Genomic DNA, 24,070 nt, shown 5'->3' on the forward strand with positions numbered 1-24,070 from the left:
AACAGAAACATAAAAATGGCTCCAACCAACCAAACCGAGCCCACGACGGCCTCTCTTCTTGCACGCATCGCAGAGCTGGAACAGCAGCAAGCCATCACTCAATCAATTTTTGGCAGCCTTGCGGCATTCGGGGATTCATTAATGACATTGCGTGAATCCTTTTCCGATCTGTCAGCTTTGCTGATCAAGAACAGCCGCGCCAATGAAGACACACGGATTCAATCTGGCGAAAGCCAGGAAGGATTACAAAAAATGACCCGGAACATCAAAACCATCAGCGATCATATTGGCGCTGCCTCTGAACAAATCAGCACCCTAAATGGCAATGCCAGCCAGATCGGCGCAATTTTATCGATGATTGACGATGTATCCCGACAAACCAAGCTTCTGGCCTTTAATGCCAGCATCGAAGCCGCCCGAGCCGGCGAAGCTGGTAAAGGATTTGCCATCGTTGCTACCGAAGTCCGTGCTCTTGCCGGGCGGGCAAGCACCGCAACACTTGATATCAGCAAACTGGTCCGAGAAATTCAGAACCAGGCAAATCATGCGGATCAAGACATGCAAAACAATGCAATTTCGACCGAAAACCTCAAAGGTGAGGCTGATACGTTGCTATTCCGAACCGAACATATGCTGGATATTGCCAAACAAAATGGTACCGCGTTATCAACCGCAGCAATCCTGAGTGAAATTGAACTTGCCAACCTTGAAGAACTTGAACTCAAGCTCGACGTATATCGTGTATTCATGGGACTTTCAGATGCGACAGAGGCTGATTTCCCGCCGGAAACCGATTGTCGTCTTGGTCAATGGTACTATGATGGCAGCGGTCAGGATCTTTTTGCCGGATCAATTGATTTCACGGCACTGGAATCCCCTCATCGGGAAGTTCACGAAAATGCCCGAAAAGCAGTCGCCTTTTATCGAAAAGGTCAGCTTAACCTTGCTCTTGATGCCCTACGCGCGATGGAAACCAGCAACCTTGATGTCATGCAACGTCTGCGTAAAATGATCCGCGAACGTAATCGCAAAGAGACGTCAAACATTCCCCAATTTCAAGGATCCAAAGCAGCGTAACCCAGAAGTACCGGGTATCGCAGGGCGGCAAAATTCCGCCCTGCTTTGATTTCAAATCAAAGATGCCCAGAATCGACACCGGCATCTTCAAAACTTGCCATCCCGCTATGACAGGCAACCGCCGCACGTGCAATCAACCCCGCGATGACAGCACCCGTGCCTTCGCCCAACCGCAAATCCAGATCAAGTAATGGACGCTTGCCAATTCTTTCAAGTAGCAAACGATGACCGGGTTCTGAAGAACCATGCCCGACCATGCAATGCATCAAGCTATCGCGCGACGTTGCAAACAGGGTTGCCGCGGCAGCTCCGCAGATGAACCCGTCAAGCATCACTGGAATCCGCAGCCATCGCGCACCGAAAATGGCACCTGCCATTGCAACGATTTCCAACCCGCCAACCCGCTGCAAAACATCCAAACCATCGGTAACAACGTCACCATGAAGTTGATAGGAACGCGCAACAACATCGACCTTTCGTTCATATTGCGCCTTGTCGATACCAGTCCCGATACCAATCCAGTCCGCCGCACGACCGCCCCAAAGCAAATGACATATAGCCGCAGCCGATGTTGTATTGCCTATCCCCATTTCCCCCGGACACAATAATGTTGCATCCGGGTCAACCGCATCAAAACCAACGCAAAAGGCTTCCACGCAAGAAGCCTCGCTCATTGCAGGTTCAATTGTGAAATCCTGGGTTGGTTGATCAAGATGCAGCGCACGCACCGTTACTTCAGCCCCCAATACGCCGGCTAATTGATTGATTGCGGCACCACCACGGGTGAAATTTTCCACCATTTGACGAGTTACCGCAGCAGGAAAAGCCGACACGTTATAGCATGCTATTCCATGATTTCCTGCGAACACACAACTCTGAGGACGCCCCATCACGGGAACATCTCGCGACTGCCAGCGGCTAAGCCAAAGAACAATTTCTTCCAACCGACCCAAGCTGCCGCGCGGCTTGGTCAAACGGGAGTCATGTTTGACCGCCTGGATTGCAGCTTCTTCATCAGGTCCTGGCAAGACCTTCAGTAATCGCCGAATATCATCCATCGATGTAATGGATCGTAAAATTTCCGATTTCTTCTTTGAACCCGCAGCATTTGACATTTCAACCGTCTCCGAGGTTGTCGGAAATTGCGGTTGTATATGACCCAATCCTTTACCATCAGCATACAATCTCCGTGATATATGCCTTTGTTCGTCTTCTGGCTCTCGGGATAATCGCAGCAAACAGCCTTCCCGTACGGGTCCCCCCGCCAGTGGCCGCCAAAATTGACATGTTTGATACGCCTCGATTACAGCGGCGGGACCACTACGGATTTTCACCGTATTCCGTTCACAAAGGCAAAAATACCCAATCAAACTAATGCAATAACGACCCAATCAACCTGCCACAAAGAACATTGAAGCGAAGCCGGACCGATATATGCATTCTTAGTTTGACGAGTAGCTTGACGGGTATTAATGCGGGCTCGAACATGGGATAGCATTGACGATGATCAAACACATTTCTCGGTTTGATCCTGTTGTGAAGCCTTCGCCGCGAAACGCAAATTACAGACCCATTTGCTTGGCCTCATGCTCAACCTCATCAACACTAAGCCCGACCGCGGCATAAAGATTGATGGTTTCAAGTTCCAGATCGGTTTCGGCATCGGCAAGGTCCTGTTCGGACTTGGTCAGGGTTCGCTGTGAATCAAGAACATCAAGGAAATTTGACAACCCTTGAACATAGCGGACACGCGACTGTTCAAATGCCTGACGGTGATATTGAACCGATAAAATCAGGGAATCACGTTGTTGCACGGCACCTACATAACCGTAAATCGCACTTTCAACATCCTGAACAGCCGCAAGCAATGTTTGCTGATAGCCATAAAATGCCTGCAGCGCCTTTTGTTCAGCAACGTCGATATCGGCCTGTCGTGCCCCGCCGTCATAGAGTGTCGCATCAATCACTGCCCCAATGGCAGCCATTGCTGTCCGAATAATCGGGCCGGTGCCATACCCGGTCGCCCCAAGCGCCAACGACCCGTCCAATGACAGCTCAGGATAAAGATCAGCAGTCTCAACCCCAATCTGGGCAGTGGCCGAAATCAACGCCAATTCTGCCGCCCGGACATCGGGACGACGACGCAAAAGATCAGCGGGAATGCCAATTGGCGGGGCGCTGTCGAATTCCGGAAGGGGTTGCGTATCAACCAAACGATCCCGATAGGTTCCGGGCTGACTGCCCAGTAAAATCGCAATCACATTGATCGAACGATCTATACTGGTTTGCAAGGTCGGCAGGGTCGCTTCGATATCAGAAACTTCACCCCGGGCACGTGACAGATCAAGTTCGGAGGCAAGCCCCGTCTGCATGCGTATCTGCACAAGATTGCTGGTCTGACGTTGCAGATCAAGCGAGCTTCGCAACAGTTCCTGACGTTTTTGCGTGCCACGCAATTCAATATAATTCCGCACAATATCGGCAATCACGGTCAGATAAACATCTTCGCGCAGATAGACCTGCTCCAGATAGTCGGCAAGGGCAACTTCATCTTCGCGTTGCTGTCCGCCCCAGACATCTGGCGTCCATGAAAGATCAATTCCGGCACTGTATCCAAGGTCGGTGACTTGACTGCCGCTTGCCCGGCTTGATGTGCCACGTTCAGCGTCACCAGACAGGCTGGCACCAATTTCAACACCATTTTCCCCCGATACACCATTGGCAACCGCACGGGCTTCTTCAATCCGGCTGGCGGCAATCCGAAGGTCAAGATTATTGGCAAGGCCAAGCGCAATCAGATCCCGCAAAACCGGGTCGTTCGTGCTTTCCCACCACCGGCCGTGATCAACCTGTTGGCTGGCGATGACCGGCACAGACGGCGTATAGGCCCCGATCAAATCAAATTTCGGGGCGACATAATCCGGCCCAACCGACTGACAGGCCGACAGCCCCGTCATCAGCGAAAGCACACAAATCAAAGGAAAACGTTTCATCGCCATTCTAGTTTGCATTTCCTTCAACCTCGCCTGTATCGGGAATGCTTTCTGCCGCGCGAAGCTGACTTTGCAATTTTTTGCCACCATCCGCGCGGGCCGATACCAGCGGCGCCAAAAGCAGATAAAGAACCGGTGTTAGGAACAGAGTAAAGATCGTTGCAAAACCAAGTCCGCCAAACACGACCCAGCCAATAGCGGCACGGGCTTCGGCACCGGCACCAGAGCCCAACACCAGCGGCAAGCCGCCCAACACGGTTGAAATCATCGTCATCATGATAGGTCGTAACCGGATCATCGCCGCATCATGGACGGCTTCGCGGACCGATTTTCCGGCATCGCGCAACTGATCGGCAAATTCAACAACCAGAATCCCGTTCTTTGCCATCAGCCCAACCAACATCACCAACCCGATCTGGCTATAGATATTGATCGATGTCCCACTGATCCCCAGCGCATAAATCGCCGCAGCAAGACCAAACGGGACCGTAAGGACCACCACAAGTGCAGAAACAAAGCTTTCGAACTGGGCCGCCAGAACAAGCAACACTACCAAAACCGCAATCAGGAAAGTCACCTGAACATCATTTGATGTTTCACCAAGGGTCGCAGCATCGCCCAGAAATAATACGCCCACGCCAGGTGGCAGGACCTTGTCTGTCACCTCGTTGATATCCGCCACCGCCTGTTGCAGGGTATAATCTGGTGCCAGATTGCCCGAAATTTTAACGGCACGTTGCTGACCTTCGCGTTCAAGTTCCGATGCAACGGCTTCTTCCCTAAGGCTGATGACCGATGATAGCGGTAAAATGCGCCCTTCGCTGTTACTGACAAACAGGTTTTCCAGATCGGACGGATCATTGATACTGCCAAGACTGCTGCGCAGTTTAACCGGAATATTTTCGTCATTCACCGTTATTTCGGTGACTTCATAGCCCTCGATCATCGCGCGCAGCGTCGTATCAAGACTGTCAATCGGAATGCCCAAATCAGATGCGCGTTTCCGATCAATATTGACCATCAATTGTGGCTGGGTCGTCTGATAGGAAACCCGAAGCCCGGTCATCTGAGGATAATTTGCCTCAATCTCTTGTTGAACCGCACGTGCATTGGCCGCCAACGTGCGATAATTGGTTCCCGTCAGGGCAAATTCAAATCCTTCGCCCGATCCACCACGCAATCCAAGACTGTTGGGCTGATAGACAAAGGCTTGCACACCGGGAATCGCATTCAGTTTGCCACGGATCGAGTTGCTGATATCCTGTTGACTGCGGTCGCGATCGCTCCATGGCACCAATGGTGCAATCACCAATGCACGGTTACGATCCCAAAGACCCACGATGGTGAAAATGTTATCGGCCTCTCCGGCATCGACAACCGGGCGCAGAATGTCTTCGATCGCTTCGACCTGGCGGTCCATATAATCGATACCAACCCCGTCCGGCCCGCGGAGCGATACCAGAATACGGCCACGATCCTCGTCGGGTAAAAGTTCCTGTGTGACCGTATTATAAACACCAAACGCCAACACCCCGGCAACGACCGACGCAATCAAGGTGATATAAGGAAACCGCAGAACCCATTCCAGAATATGCTTGTAGATACCGGCACAAACAGCCCCGATCCGTTCCAGAAAATTGGGTTTGGCATTCGGATCATTGTCATGCGGATCAATATGTTTCAGGCGCGATGCCAGCATTGGACACAATGACAGCGCAAGGAACGATGATACCGCCACTGAAAAAGCCAAAACGAACCCGAATTCACGGAACAACCGCCCCGCTGTGCTTGGCAGGAACGAAATCGGAATAAAAACCGATACCAGCGTCAGGGTTGTCGCGATCACGGCAAAGAATACCTGACGCGTACCAAGAACAGCGGCAGCCATGGAACCAAGCCCCTGATGACGACGGCGCTGAATGTTTTCCAAAACCACAATCGCGTCATCAACAATCATTCCTGTTGCCAGAACCAAGGCAAGCAAAGTCAAAATATTGATCGAAAATCCCATCATCCAGATCGCGGCAACCGTCCCGATCAGGGCAATGGGAATGGTGATGGTTGGAATAAGGGTGGCGGTAAACGAGCGCAGGAAAAGATACAGAACGCCAATCACGATAAGGACCGCAAGCACCAGACTGTTTAACACTTCCCAAAGGGCGCCTTCGATGAACACCGCATCATCGGAATTGAGCAAAACATCAATATCGTCGAGCTGATCATTCAGTCGGTCTGCGACCTGACGAACCCCGTCGGAAATAGCAATGGTGTTTGATTGTGCCTGTCGTACAACACCCAACCCGATCACCGCACGCCCATCAAGACGGACATAGGAACTGGCGTCATCGGGCCCGTAATAGATATCTGCCACATCGCCCAGACGCACCTGGTTACGGATCATCATCTGATTGATATCTTCAACTTCCCAAACAGATGCATCCGCGCGGACAAAAAGCCGCTGATCACTGGAATCAAAACTTCCGGCCGGGATATCAAACTTCGCCGTTCTCAGAACATTGGCTACGTCCTGAACCGAAAAGCCATAACTTGCCAAACGCAACGGATCGACCCGGACATGAAGAACCTTTTCACGTTCGCCGTTAACCGTAATTTCCGCAACACCGGGAACGGCAAGCAACGCCGGGGTGATCTGATCATCAACGACATTGGCCAGTTCTTCTTCTGTCAGGCGGTTGCTGACCACGGCAAGGCGCATGATCGCACTGGCATCGGCATCGGCCTTAACCACGCGCACATCTTCGACCTCGTCCGGAAGGCTGCGGCTGGCCCGGCTGACAGCCTCGCGGATGTCATTGGCCGCATCATTGATTTCAACATCAGGATAAAATTCGACGCGAACCCGGGCACTGCCTTCTTCACTGTTCGAACTGATGCGTTTGACACCGCTTACACGCGATGCCGCCCCTTCAAGGATGTTGGTAACCTCGGCGTCAACCGTTTCGGGTGATGCCCCGTCATAGGTGGCATAAACGGTAACTGTCGGTTGATCGACATTGGGCAATTCGCGAATTTCAACGCCCATCATTGCAGCCAAACCAGCCAGAATGATCAAAAGCGACACCACCGAAATCAGAACGGGGCGACGAATACTCAGCGAAGCAAGATCGTTCTGATTTTCATCTGACATGTCACGATCCTTCGCCGGTATTGTTGCGCTGGGCAACGCCGGTTTCATCATTGCTTCGGATAGTGGCGGCAACGTCACGTCCGGGGCGCAAACGAAGCACCCCTTCAACAACAACCAGATCGCCCTTGGCAATCGGTCCATCCAAAAGAATACGCCCCCGGGTACGTTTCACCACACGAACCGATACGCTTTCGACCTTGTCATCCTTTATCCGCCAGACATAGGTACCACCATCGCCCCACAGAACCGAAATTTCCGGAACGGACGGATAAGTCTGGCCGTCAATATCGACATAAACGGCAAAAGACATTCCAGCCAAAAGTCGACCAGTTGGATTGGGAACACGGGCGCGAACCTGAAAGGTGCGACTTTCGGCATCTATGCGACTGGCAATCGCATCAACTGTGCCCTCGAACCATTCACCGGGCAGGCTCCATGTTTCAACGCGCAGTGACTGACCAATACTGACATTGTCAAATCGGGTTTCAGGAACTTCAAAATCGACAAGGATGCTTTCGACATTATCAAGTGTGGAAATCAGGGTTGAACTGTCAACACGATCCCCCGCCTCGACCTGCGGGATACCAACCGTGCCATCAAACGGGGCCAGAATGGTCCGATCGGCAAGATCAACCTCGGCCTGATCAAGGCGAATTCTGGCCTCGGCAAGGGCTGTACGGGCGGTATCAACTTCGCTTTCGGAAACCGCGCCCAATGGCCGGGCCTGTTCATAACGATCCAAAAGCTGTTTGGCGTCTTTCACCTGAACAGCGGCAAGATCACGCGCCAGACGTTCCCGATCTGCATCAAGGATCAGCAGAACCTGTCCCCGTGCCACCTGCTCGCCCGCATGAAACAACACGTCATCAACTTCACCGGAAACCGCAGGATAGATCGACACGCCAAGGGCGGATTTACCGGTCCCAACCGCTTCGACAACGGTTTTTTCCTCCATCATGCTGGCATATTCAGCAATCACCGGAAGCCCCGGGTTTGCACCGCGCTTTGCGTTTGCGCCATCCGCCTCGGTCCCCAGACCAAATGGCCGCAGGCCCGCATCATAGGCGTACCAGCCGCCACCAGCGGCAACAACACCCAACAGAATTACAATTAACTTACCTGTCCGTGACATGAAATGCCTGTTCTTGCGCAATCTGGAACCATGTGAAGACATCGCTAAAAATGTCTAAAAATCAGTATCATAGAACTTACGTTAGTTCCCACAAAGCAGCGACCGAAAAAGTGTATCAGAAATGTCGCAAGTTGTATTGAGCAGGTAATCGGCAACACCTTGTTTATCCGACATAAAATACTGAACAATCAGCAAAAAGCCCGCACAGTTTCCTATGCAGGCTTTCACATAAATCCGGTGTTTATCCAGATGTCGTTTTAAGCACGAGCACGCGCAGCAATTCCTGACCGCGACAAAGGGCTTAGGCAGCCCCGCGAATATATTCGCTTGGGAAATCCACAAGGTTCGATGTCTCATCCCCGGATGGCTCGATCACGTCATCATCGATAACGCGGTCTTCATCACCTGCCGCCGATGCCACCGCCCGATCCAAAGACCCCGACAATGCCGCAACATTACGATCAACTTCATCGGCACGACGTGTCAGATCAACACTAAGGGAACGGGTGGTTTCAATATCGCGCGATACCTCGTGAATCGCATTACTGACATTAAGAGCCGCATCACTGGCCGAGGCAATCGCCAGTGTAATTTCCTCGGTCTCGCGGCGTTGATGTTCAACATCACCCGCGACTTCTTCAGAAATCGACATCATATCGCGAACTGTTACGCCAACATCTTCCATCGACCGAACACAACGATCCGTGACATCCCCCATCGCCGAAACATGGGCTGTAATCTGTTCGGTAGCCTGCGCCGTTTGACCGGCCAGGTTTTTGACCTCGGCTGCGACCACGGCGAACCCCTTGCCGGCTTCCCCGGCACGTGCGGCCTCAATGGTAGCATTCAGCGCCAGAAGGTTGGTCTGGCCCGCAATACCACGGATCAGATCGACAATCTGTTCGATACTGGTCGCAACTTTGCGCAGATCATCCACGGCCTCGGCCGATTGTTGTGTTGATCCAACGGCATTTTGCGCAATCGAACGTTGACGGTCGACACGATTGGCAATCGACCCGATGGCACTGGACAAACGCGTTGCCGCCTCGCTGATTGAATGCGCATGCGATCGGCTTTGTTCGGCAGCAACGGTTGCCGTTTCAGTCTGACCGGTAACACGTTCTGCGGCGGCGGCAACTTCGCCAACGGCGTCGCGCATCCGGGTGACCTGATGGGTGACGGACTGAACAAGCCCTGCTGTTTCACCCTCGATCGTTTCGGCCATCGCCCCAAGTGACGCACGGCGTTTTTCTTCTTCCTCGCGTTGAAGGGCAATACGCTCTTCGGCCATGCGTTCGATTTTAAACGCATTTTCCCGGAAAATTTCGACTGTTCGCGACATAGCACCGAATTCGTCACGGCGTTTGATATCCATCAGATCAATATCGGTGTTGTTTTCACTAAGCCGGGTCATATCGCCATTCACCCGTCTAAGTGGCCGCAAAATGCTAAGCGCAATGCCAATGGCCAGACCGCACGCGATCAGCGCCCCAATCCCGGCTACCAGCATATTGGTCATGGCCTTGGTTTCAGAATCGCTATGTGCGGCTTCAACCAATGCGTTCTGATCGGCAACAGCTTCCGCGCGGACATTTTGCGTAATCGTCTGAACTTCGCGCACAGCAGCTTTAAAGTCATCCATCGACTGACGGAACCCGCCGATTGACCCTTCAAGCTGATTGGCCCCCTGTTTCAAAAGGTCATTGTCGCGAATGGCATAGGAAAACAGCTTCTTGTCTGCGCGCTTTAATCCATCAACGGCATTTTTAATCTCGTCCTGAAGATCCGTCAGCGCCGATGTTTGCGCACGTGCATCATCAAGAGATTGCGGAGTGCGAAGAATAGCGTATTGCAGGCTGTTAACAATCGCGTTCAGATTGGCAACGCCGAGCTTGTCGGCATATTTCTCGGCCAAAGCCGGATCACGCTTGGTAATAAAATCAACCAGTTCCCCCGCCGACTTACCAAGCTGATGCGCGCCCAACAACATAGTATCCGATGCCGCAGTCAAATTCTCGGCACGCAGGACCAATGGTTCCAGCGTTGCGATATATTCGGCATTCAGGCTTTCAAGGGCATCGGCCTTTGCCGCATCCCCCTCAAGACGAAGCTGGGTTATCAATGCCGCACCACTGACCTTGGCACTTGCACGAATGGTCGCGATGCCTTCACGATCCAGCGGATCAACCGTCTGGGCAAATAGCAAAACCTGGTTCGACAGGCGTTCAAGCTTTAACGCATATTCATTTGCCGCCCCGACAAGCAGGGTGCTTTTGGCAATGCGATCAGCATGACCACCGAACCCCATCAGATACACCGATGACAGTGCACTCAGGCCCATCAACATAACGACAAGAACGAAAAAACCCGCAAAAATACGGGAACCGATGCGAATACGGTCCAGAAACATGGAATCTCCAATGATCCGTTATGGGACATTGGCCCGATCATTACTCCGTCCTGCACGGCAAATTTGTAACAGTTAGATGAAATCCATTTTTGTCTATACCAACGCGCAAACATTGCTGTTCCGATGCGTTCAATTGAACATTTTGAACAGGTAAAAATCACCATCTGAACCAAGGCTATACGATCAGGCAGGCGCGTATAAGCCATTTGGAAGTACAGTAAAAGTGCTAGAAAACTGCTGGATTTAGCGAGTCGAATCGCAATTTTGACCGGCTTGTGAGCCCCCGGATTGTCTGGTGACAATATTGTGCAAGCCGCAATGCATTTCACTGTTTATAATTGCCCGATGGCACAGCCGCACCGATGCAATCATACACAAACACCACGCCCTAGACCCCTGCCACCGGAAATCGCCCGTCACTGGCGGGCGGCAGATGGGATTGATTTGTTCGAAGCCGACTACAAACGATTTACCTTCCCAAAGCACAGCCACGATTATTATGCGTTCGGCACCATCCTTAACGGGGCTGAACAATTCATAACCGGTGGCACAAGCTATGTCGCCAGACGTGGTCAATTGCTAATGATGAACCCGATGCAGGTCCATGATGGCGGTCCGGCCTGTGATGATGGCTACCAGTATCAAATCATGTTCATCGCCCCCAAGGTGTTTGGTAACCTCGTTGACGAACTCTCACCGCACAGCACCGGTTTGCCATTCTTTGGCAATTGCGTGGTAGATGACCCGGAATTGCATTTACAGCTGCAATCACTGCATCGGATGTTCCGCCCCGATCTAAACCAGACTGCCACCCGGCTTGAACGCGATAGTCAGCTGCTGTACAGCGCCGCACGTCTGGCCCTGCGCCATGCCGATGCACCGCCCTATTCCTATCGTCTTGGCGCCGAGGACAAACGCGTTAAAGCCGCCATCGACTATATGGCGGATCATCTGGATGAAAATATATCGCTTGATGAACTGGCCATTTTGACAGGGCTAAGCCGGTTCCACCTATTGCGGGTCTTCCGACAGGCAACCGGATTGCCACCGCATACCTATTTCAATCACATGCGTTTGCGTCGTGCCAAGCGCATGCTGTTTGACGGCAACAGCATTGCTGATGTTGCCGTAGCCACCGGATTTTCTGATCAAAGCCACCTGAACCGGCATTTCAAGGCAATGTGGGGCGTCAGCCCCGGCGCCTTTATCGCAAGCCTCGATCATCGACCATCCAAAAGACCGAAATAATCTCCGGCCTGGGCCTTCATCATCGCAGGCCCTACCATCAAGCACCATCAGAACATGGTTTTTTGGTTTACTTGCCACCTTTACGAATTCTAAGCGCCTCGGTACACAGGCAAAGTTCCTCGAACAGAACCTGCGCACCGACATGGGCTGTGTTTGACGTCGCATCATATTGCGGTGCCACCTCGACCACGTCAGCCCCCACGAAATCAAGCCCCCGAAGACCACGCAGGATTGCCAGCGCCTCACGCGAGGTAAGTCCACCAATTTCCGGCGTTCCAGTGCCCGGGGCAAAGGATGGATCAAGACAATCAACATCGAATGAAAGATAAACCGGCCCATCACCAACCACTTCACGTGCCTTGGCAATCACAGCCTCAACCCCCATTTGCGGGACTTCTTCAGCATGAATAACAGTCATACCGCTGTCATAGGAAAACTCCCACAGATATTCCACCCCGCCGCGAATGCCGATCTGGATCGTCCGTTCCGGGTCAAGAACGCCATCCATCACCGACTGACGGAACGGCCCGCCGTGGTGAAATTTGGCACCTTCATATTCACCGCTGGTATCACAATGAGCGTCCAAATGAATCATGCCGATCGGGCGGTCCCTACCCACCGCGCGCTGGATCGAATAACTGATTGAATGATCGCCACCAACCGCAATCGGGATGACACCGGCATTCACAATCTGGGTGAAATAACTTTCGATATCCTCGTGACAACTTTCCAAAGAAAATCGGCTTCGAAAGGGTACATCACCTATATCGGCAACATTGCAATGCGCGCCCGGAACCATGCGCAGAACATGCTCATATGGACCGATCCGTTCAATATTGCGTACCGCACGCGGGCCAAGCCGTGCCCCGGCACGGTTGGTCACCCCCAAATCCATCGGCACGCCAACCAGCGCTATATCAAGCCCGCCAAAATCGTCACGATTGGCCGCATCGGGCGCAAAAGCCGCATCCAAAAGAGTTGGCACACCGGAAAATGGCCATTTGCGTTCGCCACTGGCAGAAAACTGAGTTTCCGCGACTTCCTTAAAATGCGGGTCAAACACGTCCCCGCCTTTGGCATTGGCGTATTTTTCTCGCAGTTTGGCAAGTTTATCGTTGGTGAACATGGTGGCCTCCTCGAATTCGGCAAATTGATTTAGTTATTATTGGCTTTTAGGCAAAGCAACTGGATCTCTTCATTCTGCACGGGATACCCGCACCGTTTACCCTGTTGACGATATCCTGACGTCAACAGATCAAATTGCCCGCGTCGGAAAAATAACGTATTTCTGAAACTTACTTTGGGAATCTTCAAACTATTGATCAAAAGGGCACAAACTGCTGTGGTGATGGATCAGACCGACCTGAAACTTTTGCGGATATTTGCGACCATCGTCGAAGCTGGCGGTTTTGCTGCGGCACAAAGCGACCTAAACCTGTCGCTTTCAACCATTTCAAGCTATATCACCAACCTTGAAGCGCGACTGGGCTTTACCCTTTGCAAACGCGGACGTGGCGGCTTTGCCCTGACACGCGAAGGACAAGTGGTGTTTGAAGAAGCCCATCGGCTTTTCAAATCCGTTCATCAATATGAAACCAAAATGCGCAGCCTGCGCAACAAACTTGATGGCACGCTGACCATCGGGCTGACGGATAACACCATCACGGACCCCGAGGCCCGCAAGATCGAAAAAACCATTGCCCGTTTTGTCGAACAAGCGCCCGATGTCACCCTTAATGTCGTCACCCATCCGCCAAACGACCTTCTGCGCGAAGTTGTAACCGGTGGTATTCAGATTGGCATTTGCAGTTTTCCGAAAACCGTTCTCGGATTGCGCTACGTTTCGCTTTATAGCGAAATACACCGATTTTATTGTGGCGCGGATCATCCGCTGTTTGATCAGCCAGATGACAAGATCGATATCGACGAAATACGACGTTATCGCATTGTCGGACGCAAATCCTGGTTAGGCCGGGATCTTAAAGATTTTGCGATTGCGCACCCCCATGCCGTTGTGTCGGATATGGAGGCCGAGGCCCGCCTGATCCTTTCCGGCGCCTTCCTTGGCTACCTTCCCCAACATTACGCCCAACAATTTGTCGATGCCGGGCGTATGCACGCCATCCGACCCGAACAGTTTTGTACCACATCCATGTTTCAGGCCAGCTTCGATGACAACCAGCAACTTGAACCGATCACCAAACTGTTTCTTGATATGCTGATCGAGGATTTCGGGGCAGAACGCATCTGATTTTCCAAACAGCAATATCGTCCAATATTCCGGTTTGGAATTGACCTAGGATCACGACAGGCTCCTCGCCTACCACTGTGCGCTCAGCAGTTGCACCATAATAACAAGACTAAAACGGAAACGAAAAAGATGTCTCGCCCCGAACCTGCTCCAAACCGGCATTTCGATACGGATGCCATAAGACGTGGCGCAATCGCCTGCCTGCCGTTGTTACCCAGCACCATGATCTTTGGCGCTGTGCTGGGCGTTCTTGCGACCCAGCGTGGTCTGTCACTTGGTGAACTCCTGTTCATGAGCCTGACGGTCTTTGCCGGGTCTGCACAATTTGTATCGGTCGACCTTTGGCGCGAAACCATTCCGGTTGCGACCATCATCATCGCCACCGCCGTGATCAATTTGCGCTACGTACTGATCGGGGCGTCTTTGCGGCCGGTATTTCGCGGTCGTCCGCTTTGGGTAAAAATCTGCGGGATGCACATGGTCGCCGATGAAAACTGGGCCGTAACCATGACCCAGAAAAACCTTGCCAATCCGGGGTTCTTGCTTGGTGGCGGGATATTCCTTGGTATTGTCTGGGCAATCGGCAACACGGCTGGTTACCTGTTGGGCGGTGGCATACCCGATCCAAATGTCTATGCGCTTGATTTTGCCTTTACCGCCGTCTTCGCTGCACTAACAGTTGGCACATGGAAGGGCAAGATTGACCTTCTTCCATGGACCGCCGCCGCCATCGGATCATTGATCGGGCATTACACCCTGCCGGGCACCTGGTCGATCCTGGCCGGCGCTGGTGCCGGGGTGATTGTTGCGGCACTCACATGGCGCAAAGACATAGACGGTCCCTCGCCCAAAGGTGAAATTGCACCGGATGGCTTTAGTGCGACGGAAGGCAACTATTCTACGGAGGCCGGCAAATGACATTTCCCGATTTGACCCATTTTGAACTCGAAGCCGTTCTGACCATCCTTGGCATGGCCGCCGTCACCTATAGCATGCGCCTGGGTGGGCTGATCATGGCTGATCGCCTTCCCCAAACGGGTCGTTGGGCGCATGTATTGGAACGTCTGCCCGGTGCTGTCCTGATTTCCGTCTGGGTGCCGAGCGCCCTATCCGCCGGACCGATTGGCATCGCCGGGGCGGCCACCACCGTAATCACAATGATCATCTCCCGCAACCTGTTCGCCGCCATGATCGCCGGTATGGTTCTGGTTGCTGTGGGTCGTTATTTCATCGGAAACTAGGTCGCCGATTTTGCCAGCCGATTAAACTGTAACAGCGCGAAAAGCCACGCAAAAAACCGGTTGGCCACTTTTCGCACATATCGATTTTCGCACAGGACATATAGCCCAAGTGCCAATATAAACGTGCCAACAACAGCGGCCGCAATCGCGGCTCCATTACTAACACCTTCGGCTGTAAGTGACCTTATGATGAGCAGGCCAATATTCTGGTGCAGCAGATACCAGCTATATGACACCAACCCAACCGGCCAGAGACGATCAAGGATCGGCAGTTTACGACTGGCAACGACCAGACACCCCAAACCAAGTGTCGCTGCGGCATATGGAATGACCGCGTCATAATACCCCGTGGTGAAGCTAGCGGCAAAACCGCAAGCTGCCCAAAGATAATAGAAACGTTTTTCCGTTGCATGGCCAAAGAACAACGCGGCCCCGATCAGGAACAAGATAATATATTGCGGCTTCATGATCCGCGAAATTGCTGGGTTATCGGCATATTGCAAGCCCATGGCCAAGGCAAACAGCACCGAAAGCCCCGTCATGATCGCGAAGGGCCGACGATCAATGCACAAGATAAGCCCGTAAAGCATATAAAACTGCAGTTCGACAATCAGGCTCCAATATACGCCATCAACCGGTGGGACAAATACCGCATTCAAGAACAGAAGGTTCCCTAGCGCTTGCAATCCGCTAACTTCTTTTTCCGGCAACCCAAAATAGCTGGTCAGAGCCCAGGAAACCATGCACCCAACGGCGAAAGCCGGATAAATACGTCCAAAACGCCGTCCCCAGAATGACGCCAAGTCCGGGGTTCGCGATGCCGTCATCGCAATACAATAACCACTGATGATGAAAAACAGATCGACCCCAAGCCAGCCAAACGTAAAGATCGGCGCGAGCGAAAGACCTGTATAATCATTTGGATAACGTCCCAGAAAATGGAACGCCACCACCATCAAAACAGCAATGGCGCGCAATCCATCAATTGCGGCCATTCTATTTTCGGCTTTGCGTGCGACAGCCGCCACCCTCAGGCCGCAATCATATTCTGTTCACGGGTGGCTTCGAATTTCAAATTCGGCCAATCGCGCTGTGCCGTTTCAAGATGCCAGGCATTGCGCGCAATAAAGACCAGCGTTTCATCATGATCCTCGAACAAAGCAGATTGGTTTGTATCGCGGAATTTTTTAAGTTCCAGCGGATCATCGCCAATCACCCAGCGCGCGGCATAGGCCGGGGTCTGTTCGAAATGAACCTTGATGCCATATTCCGCCGAGATCCGTTCTTTCAAAACTTCAAACTGCAACTGACCAACCACGCCAACGATCCAGTCGGCCCCCATCATCGGTTTGAACACCTGTGATGCGCCTTCTTCGGCAAGTTGTTCCAGTGCGCGCTGAAGGTGTTTACCTTTCAGCGGATCATCAAGACGCACCTTCTGAAGCAATTCCGGGGCAAAAGCCGGAACCCCGCGGAACCGAAGGTCTTCGCCCTCGGTCAGCGTGTCGCCGATCCGCAATGTGCCATGGTTCGGAATGCCGATAATGTCACCCGGCCATGCTTCTTCGGCAATGTCACGTTCATTGGCAAAGAACAGCATCGGGTTATGCACCGCCATCTGTTTGCCTGCGCGAACATGTTTAAGTTTCATGCCGCGTTTGAAATGACCGGAACATAAACGGATAAACGCAATACGGTCACGGTGGTTCGGGTCGATATTGGCCTGAACCTTGAACACGAAACCGGAAACCTTGTTTTCCGATGCCTCGACCACGCGGGTGGCGGCTTCTTGCGGGCGCGGGGTCGGCGCGATATCGCCAATACCGCGCAGCAACTCACGCACACCAAAGTTATTGACCGCTGATCCAAAGAATACCGGGGTCAAATGCCCTTCGCGGTAGCTTTGCAAATCAAATGGCGGGCAGATGGCACGTACCATCTCGACCTCTTCACGCAATTGCGCCAAAAGATAGTCAGGAATCAATTCGTCAAGTTTGGGGTCATCCAGACCTTTAATCTGGATCGCTTCCTTGACGACATTGCCGCCTTTTTCCATGAACAAAAGCTGATCATTGACAAGATCATAACAGCCATGGAAATCACGGCCCGATCCAATCGGCCAGGTGACCGGCGACACATCAAGCGCAAGATCGCGTTCGATCTGGTCGATCAGTTCAAAGAAATCGCGCGTTTCACGGTCAAGCTTGTTGACGAAGGTCGTGATCGGCACATCGCGCAGACGACAGACTTCAAACAGCTTGCGGGTCTGGGCCTCGATCCCTTTGGCAGCATCGATCACCATAACGGCCGAGTCAACGGCGGTCAGAACGCGGTATGTATCTTCGGAAAAGTCTTCGTGGCCCGGCGTATCAAGCAAGTTGAAAATATTATCTTCGAACTCGAATGTCATCACAGCCGATGACACCGAAATACCGCGATCCTGTTCGATCTTCATAAAGTCCGAACGTGCGCCGCGCTGTTCCTTTTTTGCCTTCACCGCACCAGCCATCTGGATCGCCCCCCCGAAAAGAAGCAGCTTTTCAGTCAGGGTGGTTTTACCCGCATCCGGGTGGGCAATGATGGCAAAGGTACGACGGCGCGATACCTGCTGGTCGATCGGCGACATGGTTCATCCATTGATCATGATTTCGGGTTGGCGCGCACTGTACTGATTTTTACCGCCCGTGCCATCCCGAAATCGTCATATCGGTCATGTGCCCTGGCAATTATCCAAGCCAGAGTTGCGCCGCAAGCCCAACCAGAAATGAACCAACCAGCGCATACCCAAGATAAAGCGCAAATACCGCACGCTTTACCAAGGCAAAAACTGCAATTGCCGCCGGGATTGATGAAACACCGCCCGCGACCAAAAATGCCATTCCGGCACCGGCCTGCATGCCCTGATCCATCAACCCCGAAACCAAGGGCAAGGCTGCATAACCATTCAAATAGGCTGGCACGCCAACAAGTGTCGCCGTCGCAATCGGCCAGATCCCTGATCCCCCCAACCAATCGCTGATACGATCAGCCGGGACATAGGCAATCATCAAGCTTTCAAGCAAAAATGCAAACGCCAGCCATTTACCCAAAAACAAAGTTGTCGAAATCGCCGTTTTGCGAAATTTCGCGACACGTTCCTCATCATGCCAAAACGCCCAAACGGGTGCCTTTGGCACACGCATCTTTGCACCACCGCATCCACCATTACCAACGCCATCACGCAACGGATCGCCAAGCATGCCCAAATGCGCCAGCCACATGGTGGCAAACCCACCAAACAAACCCAGAAAAATTGCCGCAATCAATTTGATAACCGCAAATTCAGAGCTGATCGTTCCGGCCGTCAAGACAAACATCGCCGGATCGATCACCGGGGAGGCCAGCCAAAACGCCATCACGGGGGCCAGCGGAACCCCCATGCTGAGCAAGGCCGCGATCAGCGGTATCACCCCGCAAGAGCAAAACGGCGAAAGCGCGCCAAAGGCGGCGGCGGTAAACACCATTTTAACCGGGTGCCCCGAAAACGCGCGCGAGATAATATTATCCGCCCCGCTGGCCCCGGCATAAGCCGCAATTCCGATCGACAGGAATAAAAACGGCGCCGTATCCCAAAGCGACACGGCGGTGAAGGTCAAACTTGTACCAAGCTGGGCTGGATCAAGCAAAGCAACCAGACCACAGCCAATCACGAAAGCCACAACCACCCGGTCAATCTTGCGGGCATTCAGGCCAAAACGACGAAGTTGAAGGGCAAGATCAGACATATCTATATCCCTAGAATAATGGTTATATTTTAACAAAGAAAAAGGCACATCTACCCGGCCGTGCTCAATTCCTCACGGGCTGAATCAGTTTCATTGTCATCGGCAAGATCGACACCGATACAGCATTCATCTGTCATAAATTCAACAACCCGGCGCATAACGTCATAATCGGCACGGTTCAAAACCTCGCGACCATTCTTTACCTGATGAACAAGGCCTGCTTGAACCAATGCCCCCAAATGGTGGGCAAGAGTCGACGCCGGTAAGCCGATCAGCCGCCCGATATCACCAATATTAAGCCCCCCGTCGCCTGCCTTGACCAACTGGCGATAGATTCTCAAACGAGCTTCATGCCCAAGGGCAGCAAAGGCGGGTGCGATGTCTTTTTCTTTCATTTCGCCATTATAACCAAAAAACTAGTTATTTAAACATTTTTCTTCGTGAAACATAGCCAATTGAAATATAACTATTCTCCATAAAATTGCATCGCAACATTCAAGGTTGAAACACAAATGTAACTTGCCAGATCATCTATATGTCGATATTTCTGGACATATGGAAATTAATAACGCAATCGGCGCACTTGGCGCATTGGCACAGGAACATCGACTGAGCGCATTTCGCCTGCTTGTTCATGCAGGACAGGATGGCTTGGCCGCAGGTGAACTCGCACGGCAACTGTCGATCCCGCACAATACTATGTCGGCACATTTATCGACCTTAAGTCAGGCCGGGCTGATCACATCCCAACGCCATGGGCGATCCATCATCTATCGGATCGTTCCCGATGCAATGCGCGACCTGATGGGGTTCCTTGCCGATGATTGCTGTCAGGGGCAACCTGAACTGTGCGGCCTGACACCAACAAGCCTGCGATCCACCTGTGGTTAACGCCTGTAATCAGAATATCTTAACGGAGATACCAAAATGGCAACTGGCAGTTATAATATTCTGTTCCTGTGTCAGGGGAATTCTGCGCGATCCATCATGGCAGAGGCCATCATGAACAACGCCGGGCAAGACCATTTCCGCGCCTATAGTGCTGGCGCTTATCCGCGCGGATCATTGCATCCCTATACCATTGATCTTCTGCAAAACCTTGGCTTTGACCCGTCTGTGTTTTCGTCCAAACCGATGGAAACCTATTCGGATCAGAACATGGTCAAATTTGATTTCATTTTTACCGTTTGTGACCAGACCGCACGGGAAAGCTGCCCGGTTTTTCCCGGCACCCCGATGACGGCCCATTGGGGCGTTCCCGACCCCGCAATGGCCACCGGAACAAACGCAGAAATCCGTCTCGCCTTTGCCGATACATTCCGCATGCTGCAAAACCGGATTTCAATTTTCACCAGCCTGCCGTTTGCATCGCTGGATCGAATGTCTTTGCAAACGAAACTTGATGATATTGGCAAAACCACTTTGCCCGATAACGAAAGCGCCTGATCATGACTGCCTCTTCGACTAAAACGGCTTCTCCGATGGGGCTTTTTGAACGCTATCTGACACTTTGGGTTGCCGCCAGCATCGTGGTCGGCATCGGCCTTGGCGAGCTATTCCCGACTGTCTTCCAAACGATTGGCAATCTAACGGCCTATGAAATCAATCTGCCGGTCACGATCCTGATCTGGTTGATGATTGTTCCCATGCTGATGAAGGTTGATTTCGGGGCGCTTCACGAAGTGGGTCGTGAATGGCGCGGCATCAGTGTGACGCTGGGTGTGAACTGGCTGATCAAACCCTTTACCATGGCCGCCCTTGGCTGGCTATTTATCGGGATTGTGTTTCGCCCATTCCTGCCCGAGACCGAGATTGAAAGCTATATCGCCGGGTTGATCCTGTTGGGGGCGGCACCCTGTACGGCGATGGTGTTTGTCTGGTCGCATCTGACAAAGGGGGATGCGAATTTCACGCTAAGCCAGGTCGCCCTGAATGACACGATCATGATTTTCGCCTTTGCCCCGATTGTTGCCCTGTTGTTGGGCATTTCCGCAATCACCATTCCGTGGGAAACCCTGACCATTTCGGTCGTGGCATTCATTGTTATCCCCCTGATCGCAGGCCAAATCATTCGCAACCAGGTTTTACGCAGTGGCGCCACTGCCCTTAAAATATTCGAGGCCAAATTGGCCCCGGTATCGATGATTGCCCTTCTGAGCACATTGGTGTTGCTATTTGCCTTTCAGGGCAAACAAATCATCGACCAGCCATTGATCATTGCGATGCTTGCGGTTCCGATCATTTTGCAGACCTATTTCATTGCCGCCCTTGCCTATGGCGCCAACAAGATCCTAAAGGTCGAACATCGGATTGCAGCACCCTCGGCCATGATTGGGGCATCAAACTTTTTTGAACTGGCTGTTGCCACCGCCATTGGCCTGTTTGGTTTTTCATCTGGCGCTGCCCTTGCCACCGTGGTGGGTGTTCTGGTCGAAGTGCCGGTCATGCTGTCCCTTGTCGCAATTGCCAACCGGTCACGTCATTGGTTCCCGGCACCACAGAACACCCCAATTCCAAAGGAACCAAAATGACCCGCAAAATTCGTATCGGCATCAATGGTTTTGGGCGCATGGGCCGACTGGCCCTGCGGGCAGGATGGGGCCACCCCGATCTTGAATTTGTTCATATCAACGAAATCAAAGGCGGGGCAAAGACGGCAGCCCATCTTCTGGAATTTGATTCCGTGCATGGTCGCTGGCCAAATCGGGTTGACTGCGTTGATGGGCGGGTTGTGATTGATCAAACCCACAGCCTGACATTTTCCGAAAACGCCACACCGGGCGAAACTGACTGGGTCAAACTTGGCTGTGACATTGTTTTAGAATGTACCGGCAAATTCAAAACCCCGGAAATCCTGCAAGCCTATTTCGATCAGGGTGTGAAAAAGGTGATTGTCGCCGCCCCGGTCAAACAAGGCGCGTTAAACATCGTTTATGGCGTTAACGATAACCTTTATGATCCGGCCCGCCATCACCTTTTGACCGCGGCAAGTTGCACCACCAATTGCCTTGCCCCGGTGGTCAAGGTCATCCATGAAAAACTTGGCATCGTCCATGGTTCCATCACCACCATTCATGATGTGACCAACACGCAAACCGTGGTCGACCTGCCACATACCGATTTACGCCGCGCCCGTTCCTGCCTGCAATCCCTGATCCCGACCAGTACCGGATCGGCAACCGCAATCACCATGATCTATCCGGAACTTGCCGGAAAACTTAACGGTATTGCCGTCCGCGTGCCGTTACTCAACGCATCGCTGACCGATTGTGTTTTCGAAGTATCGCAAGATACCACTGTCGAGGGCGTCAATCAGGTACTGCACGAAGCATCGGAAACCTATCTGGCCGGTATTCTTGGTTACGAGGAACGCCCACTGGTCAGTGTTGATTATCTGAACGATCCCCGATCTTCGGTCATCGATGCCGGATCGACCATGGTGATCGACAAACGTCAGGTCAAAATCCTTGCCTGGTATGACAATGAATGGGGCTATGTCTGCCGCATGGTTGATCTGGCGGCCAAAGTCGCGCAAAGCCTTTAGGAACACCGAAAATGTCCTCAGCCATTCGTAATTATGCGCTTGTGACCTCTGCCTATTGGGGGTTTACCCTGACCGATGGGGCGCTGCGCATGCTTGTGCTGTTGCATTTCAATGCGTTGGGTTATTCGGCGTTTGAAATCGCCTTGCTGTTTGTTCTGTATGAATGTGCCGGTGTTGTTACCAATCTTGTCGGTGGCTGGCTGGCACAAGTACGCGGTTTGCGTTTCACGCTTTTTGCCGGGCTGATCCTTCAGATTGGGGCGCTTTCTGCCTTGTCACTAACCAACCCGGACTGGTTGCCATGGATATCGGTGGCCTATGTCATGGGCCTGCAGGCAGCCTCAGGCGTCGCCAAGGACCTGACCAAAATGTCGAGCAAGTCGGCAATCAAAGTTCTGGTCCCCAAAGACGCCGACGGTGCCCTGTTTCGCTGGGTTGCGCTGCTGACCGGGTCAAAAAATGCCCTAAAAGGGGCTGGTTTCTTCATGGGCGGTGTTCTTTTGGCTTGGCTTGGTTTCTCGGGTGCATTGCTGTTAATGGCTGCTGGATTGACAATCATCCTGATTGCGGTTGCACTGTCAATCGGATCGGAAATGACCACCCCGGCGGGCAAGACCAAGGCCAAATTTCGCGACGTTTTTTCCAAAGACCGCAAGATCAATGTCCTGTCGGCGGCCCGTCTGTTCCTGTTCGGATCACGCGATATCTGGTTTGTTGTCGGCTTGCCGGTATTTCTGGCCACAAAACTGGGTTGGGACCACATCGAAATCGGCACCTATATGGCAGCATGGGTGATCGGCTATGGCGTGATACAGGCCATAGCCCCAAAATTGCTGCGCGCCGGATCACATGCCCCGGACGGACGATCAGCACGATTGTGGATTTTTGGGCTTGTTCTGATCACAGTTCTGATCGCACTGGCCGTGCAGTTTGGCGTTGCCGCCGAAATTGCTGTTCTGGGTGGATTACTGGTGTTCGGTCTGGTCTTTGCCGTCAATTCATCACTGCACTCTTATTTAATCCTTGCCTATGCCGATGGCGATAAGGTCGCGATGAATGTCGGCTTTTATTACATGTCAAACGCCATCGGCCGGTTGACCGGAACTATTCTGTCCGGACTGGCCTATATGTATGGTGGTCTGGTGGGCTGCCTTGTGGCGTCGGCAGCGTTTCTTTTGGTCGGATGGGTGATCAGTTTTGCCTTGCCTGATGCCAAATCGGCAGCAGCCTGACCCCTCAATCAGAAAAAAGTTATCTCGCAG

20 protein-coding genes and 1 riboswitch are annotated in these 24,070 nt (G+C 52.5%); of the genes, 10 read left to right on the forward strand and 10 right to left on the reverse strand.

Going from position 1 to position 24,070, the window contains the following annotated elements; all coding sequences use genetic code 11:
• The first annotated feature begins 15 nt into the window (after positions 1-15).
• Entirely contained in the window at positions 16-1,077 is a 1,062-nt protein-coding gene (locus tag TALK_RS22350) for a methyl-accepting chemotaxis protein (protein ID WP_169715040.1), read from the forward strand.
• A gap of 56 nt (positions 1,078-1,133) precedes the next feature.
• Here the strand turns inward: TALK_RS22350 and cobT are convergent, their stop codons facing one another.
• The 5 genes from cobT to TALK_RS14210 form a co-directional block, all read right to left on the reverse strand.
• On the reverse strand, positions 1,134-2,192 hold the full coding sequence (cobT, locus tag TALK_RS14190) for a nicotinate-nucleotide--dimethylbenzimidazole phosphoribosyltransferase (RefSeq protein ID WP_085619787.1): 1,059 nt from the start codon (positions 2,190-2,192) through the stop codon (positions 1,134-1,136).
• Between the two features lie 71 nt (positions 2,193-2,263).
• Positions 2,264-2,444: riboswitch (cobalamin riboswitch) on the reverse strand.
• Between the two features lie 195 nt (positions 2,445-2,639).
• The gene (locus tag TALK_RS14195) at positions 2,640-4,076 is read right to left on the reverse strand and encodes an efflux transporter outer membrane subunit (protein ID WP_085619788.1); all 1,437 of its coding nucleotides are present in this window, start codon (positions 4,074-4,076) and stop codon (positions 2,640-2,642) included.
• A gap of 1 nt (position 4,077) precedes the next feature.
• Positions 4,078-7,218 carry an efflux RND transporter permease subunit gene (locus TALK_RS14200; RefSeq protein ID WP_085619789.1) on the reverse strand — a complete coding sequence of 1,047 codons (3,141 nt, stop codon included), beginning with the start codon at positions 7,216-7,218 and terminating at the stop codon, positions 4,078-4,080.
• A gap of 1 nt (position 7,219) precedes the next feature.
• Positions 7,220-8,350, reverse strand: coding sequence for an efflux RND transporter periplasmic adaptor subunit (locus tag TALK_RS14205; RefSeq protein WP_169715041.1), 1,131 nt, complete (start codon positions 8,348-8,350; stop codon positions 7,220-7,222).
• A 301-nt stretch (positions 8,351-8,651) separates the two neighbouring features.
• Positions 8,652-10,760, reverse strand: coding sequence for a methyl-accepting chemotaxis protein (locus tag TALK_RS14210; RefSeq protein ID WP_085619790.1), 2,109 nt, complete (start codon positions 10,758-10,760; stop codon positions 8,652-8,654).
• A gap of 288 nt (positions 10,761-11,048) precedes the next feature.
• Here TALK_RS14210 and TALK_RS14215 point away from each other — a divergent pair, with 288 nt between their 5' ends.
• The gene (locus TALK_RS14215; protein ID WP_085619791.1) at positions 11,049-12,008 is read left to right on the forward strand and encodes an AraC family transcriptional regulator; all 960 of its coding nucleotides are present in this window, start codon (positions 11,049-11,051) and stop codon (positions 12,006-12,008) included.
• A gap of 67 nt (positions 12,009-12,075) precedes the next feature.
• On the opposite strand, the gene speB is transcribed toward TALK_RS14215, so the two are convergent.
• Positions 12,076-13,134 carry an agmatinase gene (gene speB, locus TALK_RS14220; RefSeq protein ID WP_085619792.1) on the reverse strand — a complete coding sequence of 353 codons (1,059 nt, stop codon included), beginning with the start codon at positions 13,132-13,134 and terminating at the stop codon, positions 12,076-12,078.
• Between the two features lie 192 nt (positions 13,135-13,326).
• Here speB and TALK_RS14225 point away from each other — a divergent pair, with 192 nt between their 5' ends.
• The 3 genes from TALK_RS14225 to TALK_RS14235 all read left to right on the forward strand — a co-directional run bounded on the left by TALK_RS14225 (position 13,327) and on the right by TALK_RS14235 (position 15,500).
• Entirely contained in the window at positions 13,327-14,259 is a 933-nt protein-coding gene (locus tag TALK_RS14225; RefSeq protein WP_245829919.1) for a LysR family transcriptional regulator, read from the forward strand.
• Positions 14,260-14,388: 129 nt separating this feature from the next.
• Positions 14,389-15,177 carry an AzlC family ABC transporter permease gene (locus tag TALK_RS14230; protein WP_085619794.1) on the forward strand — a complete coding sequence of 263 codons (789 nt, stop codon included), beginning with the start codon at positions 14,389-14,391 and terminating at the stop codon, positions 15,175-15,177.
• A complete protein-coding gene (locus tag TALK_RS14235; protein ID WP_085619795.1) occupies positions 15,174-15,500 on the forward strand; it encodes an AzlD family protein in 327 nt (108 codons plus the stop codon). The genes TALK_RS14230 and TALK_RS14235 overlap by 4 nt, the downstream gene beginning before the upstream one ends.
• Here the strand turns inward: TALK_RS14235 and TALK_RS14240 are convergent.
• The 4 genes from TALK_RS14240 to TALK_RS14255 form a co-directional block, all read right to left on the reverse strand.
• The gene (locus TALK_RS14240; RefSeq protein ID WP_139833839.1) at positions 15,497-16,495 is read right to left on the reverse strand and encodes an acyltransferase family protein; all 999 of its coding nucleotides are present in this window, start codon (positions 16,493-16,495) and stop codon (positions 15,497-15,499) included. The two genes, TALK_RS14235 and TALK_RS14240, sit on opposite strands and share 4 nt — an antisense overlap.
• Positions 16,496-16,530: 35 nt before the next feature.
• Entirely contained in the window at positions 16,531-18,126 is a 1,596-nt protein-coding gene (locus TALK_RS14245; RefSeq protein ID WP_085619797.1) for a peptide chain release factor 3, read from the reverse strand.
• 100 nt (positions 18,127-18,226) lie between these two features.
• Entirely contained in the window at positions 18,227-19,264 is a 1,038-nt protein-coding gene (locus TALK_RS14250; protein WP_085619798.1) for a permease, read from the reverse strand.
• Between the two features lie 50 nt (positions 19,265-19,314).
• Positions 19,315-19,659 (reverse strand): ArsR/SmtB family transcription factor, encoded by a 345-nt coding sequence (locus tag TALK_RS14255; RefSeq protein WP_085619799.1) that lies wholly within the window; start codon positions 19,657-19,659, stop codon positions 19,315-19,317.
• A 160-nt stretch (positions 19,660-19,819) separates the two neighbouring features.
• Here TALK_RS14255 and TALK_RS14260 point away from each other — a divergent pair, with 160 nt between their 5' ends.
• Genes TALK_RS14260 through arsJ form a run of 5 tightly spaced genes read left to right on the forward strand, consistent with a single transcriptional unit; the run spans position 19,820 to position 24,040 of the window.
• Positions 19,820-20,155, forward strand: a complete 336-nt coding sequence (locus TALK_RS14260) for an ArsR/SmtB family transcription factor (protein ID WP_085619800.1) — start codon at positions 19,820-19,822, stop codon at positions 20,153-20,155.
• 36 nt (positions 20,156-20,191) lie between these two features.
• Positions 20,192-20,710: an arsenate reductase ArsC gene (locus TALK_RS14265; RefSeq protein WP_085619801.1), complete on the forward strand. Its 519-nt coding sequence runs from the start codon at positions 20,192-20,194 to the stop codon at positions 20,708-20,710.
• A 35-nt stretch (positions 20,711-20,745) separates the two neighbouring features.
• Positions 20,746-21,795 carry an ACR3 family arsenite efflux transporter gene (gene arsB, locus TALK_RS14270; protein ID WP_085619802.1) on the forward strand — a complete coding sequence of 350 codons (1,050 nt, stop codon included), beginning with the start codon at positions 20,746-20,748 and terminating at the stop codon, positions 21,793-21,795.
• Complete coding sequence (locus TALK_RS14275; protein ID WP_085619803.1) at positions 21,792-22,808, forward strand: ArsJ-associated glyceraldehyde-3-phosphate dehydrogenase; 1,017 nt, start codon at positions 21,792-21,794, stop codon at positions 22,806-22,808. The genes arsB and TALK_RS14275 overlap by 4 nt, the downstream gene beginning before the upstream one ends.
• An 11-nt stretch (positions 22,809-22,819) precedes the next feature.
• The gene (gene arsJ / locus TALK_RS14280; RefSeq protein ID WP_085619804.1) at positions 22,820-24,040 is read left to right on the forward strand and encodes an organoarsenical effux MFS transporter ArsJ; all 1,221 of its coding nucleotides are present in this window, start codon (positions 22,820-22,822) and stop codon (positions 24,038-24,040) included.
• Positions 24,041-24,070 lie beyond the last annotated feature (30 nt).

This window comes from Thalassospira alkalitolerans, assembly GCF_002115745.1.
Taxonomy (GTDB): Bacteria; Pseudomonadota; Alphaproteobacteria; order Rhodospirillales; family Thalassospiraceae; genus Thalassospira; species Thalassospira alkalitolerans.

Bases quoted from the DNA above. Each gene is read 5' to 3' on its own strand.
- TALK_RS14200 (WP_085619789.1), bottom strand. From the start codon at position 7,218: ATGTCAGATGAAAATCAGAACGATCTTGCTTCGCTGAGTATTCGTCGC.
- TALK_RS14250 (WP_085619798.1), bottom strand. From the start codon at position 19,264: ATGTCTGATCTTGCCCTTCAACTTCGTCGTTTTGGCCTGAATGCCCGC.
- speB (WP_085619792.1), bottom strand. From the start codon at position 13,134: ATGTTCACCAACGATAAACTTGCCAAACTGCGAGAAAAATACGCCAAT.
- TALK_RS22350 (WP_169715040.1), top strand. From the start codon at position 16: ATGGCTCCAACCAACCAAACCGAGCCCACGACGGCCTCTCTTCTTGCA.
- TALK_RS14255 (WP_085619799.1), bottom strand. From the start codon at position 19,659: ATGAAAGAAAAAGACATCGCACCCGCCTTTGCTGCCCTTGGGCATGAA.
- TALK_RS14205 (WP_169715041.1), bottom strand. From the start codon at position 8,350: ATGTCACGGACAGGTAAGTTAATTGTAATTCTGTTGGGTGTTGTTGCC.
- arsB (WP_085619802.1), top strand. From the start codon at position 20,746: ATGGGGCTTTTTGAACGCTATCTGACACTTTGGGTTGCCGCCAGCATC.
- TALK_RS14260 (WP_085619800.1), top strand. From the start codon at position 19,820: ATGGAAATTAATAACGCAATCGGCGCACTTGGCGCATTGGCACAGGAA.
- cobT (WP_085619787.1), bottom strand. From the start codon at position 2,192: ATGTCAAATGCTGCGGGTTCAAAGAAGAAATCGGAAATTTTACGATCC.
- TALK_RS14245 (WP_085619797.1), bottom strand. From the start codon at position 18,126: ATGTCGCCGATCGACCAGCAGGTATCGCGCCGTCGTACCTTTGCCATC.
- TALK_RS14235 (WP_085619795.1), top strand. From the start codon at position 15,174: ATGACATTTCCCGATTTGACCCATTTTGAACTCGAAGCCGTTCTGACC.
- TALK_RS14195 (WP_085619788.1), bottom strand. From the start codon at position 4,076: ATGGCGATGAAACGTTTTCCTTTGATTTGTGTGCTTTCGCTGATGACG.
- arsJ (WP_085619804.1), top strand. From the start codon at position 22,820: ATGTCCTCAGCCATTCGTAATTATGCGCTTGTGACCTCTGCCTATTGG.
- TALK_RS14265 (WP_085619801.1), top strand. From the start codon at position 20,192: ATGGCAACTGGCAGTTATAATATTCTGTTCCTGTGTCAGGGGAATTCT.
- TALK_RS14210 (WP_085619790.1), bottom strand. From the start codon at position 10,760: ATGTTTCTGGACCGTATTCGCATCGGTTCCCGTATTTTTGCGGGTTTT.
- TALK_RS14275 (WP_085619803.1), top strand. From the start codon at position 21,792: ATGACCCGCAAAATTCGTATCGGCATCAATGGTTTTGGGCGCATGGGC.
- TALK_RS14230 (WP_085619794.1), top strand. From the start codon at position 14,389: ATGTCTCGCCCCGAACCTGCTCCAAACCGGCATTTCGATACGGATGCC.
- TALK_RS14240 (WP_139833839.1), bottom strand. From the start codon at position 16,495: ATGGCCGCAATTGATGGATTGCGCGCCATTGCTGTTTTGATGGTGGTG.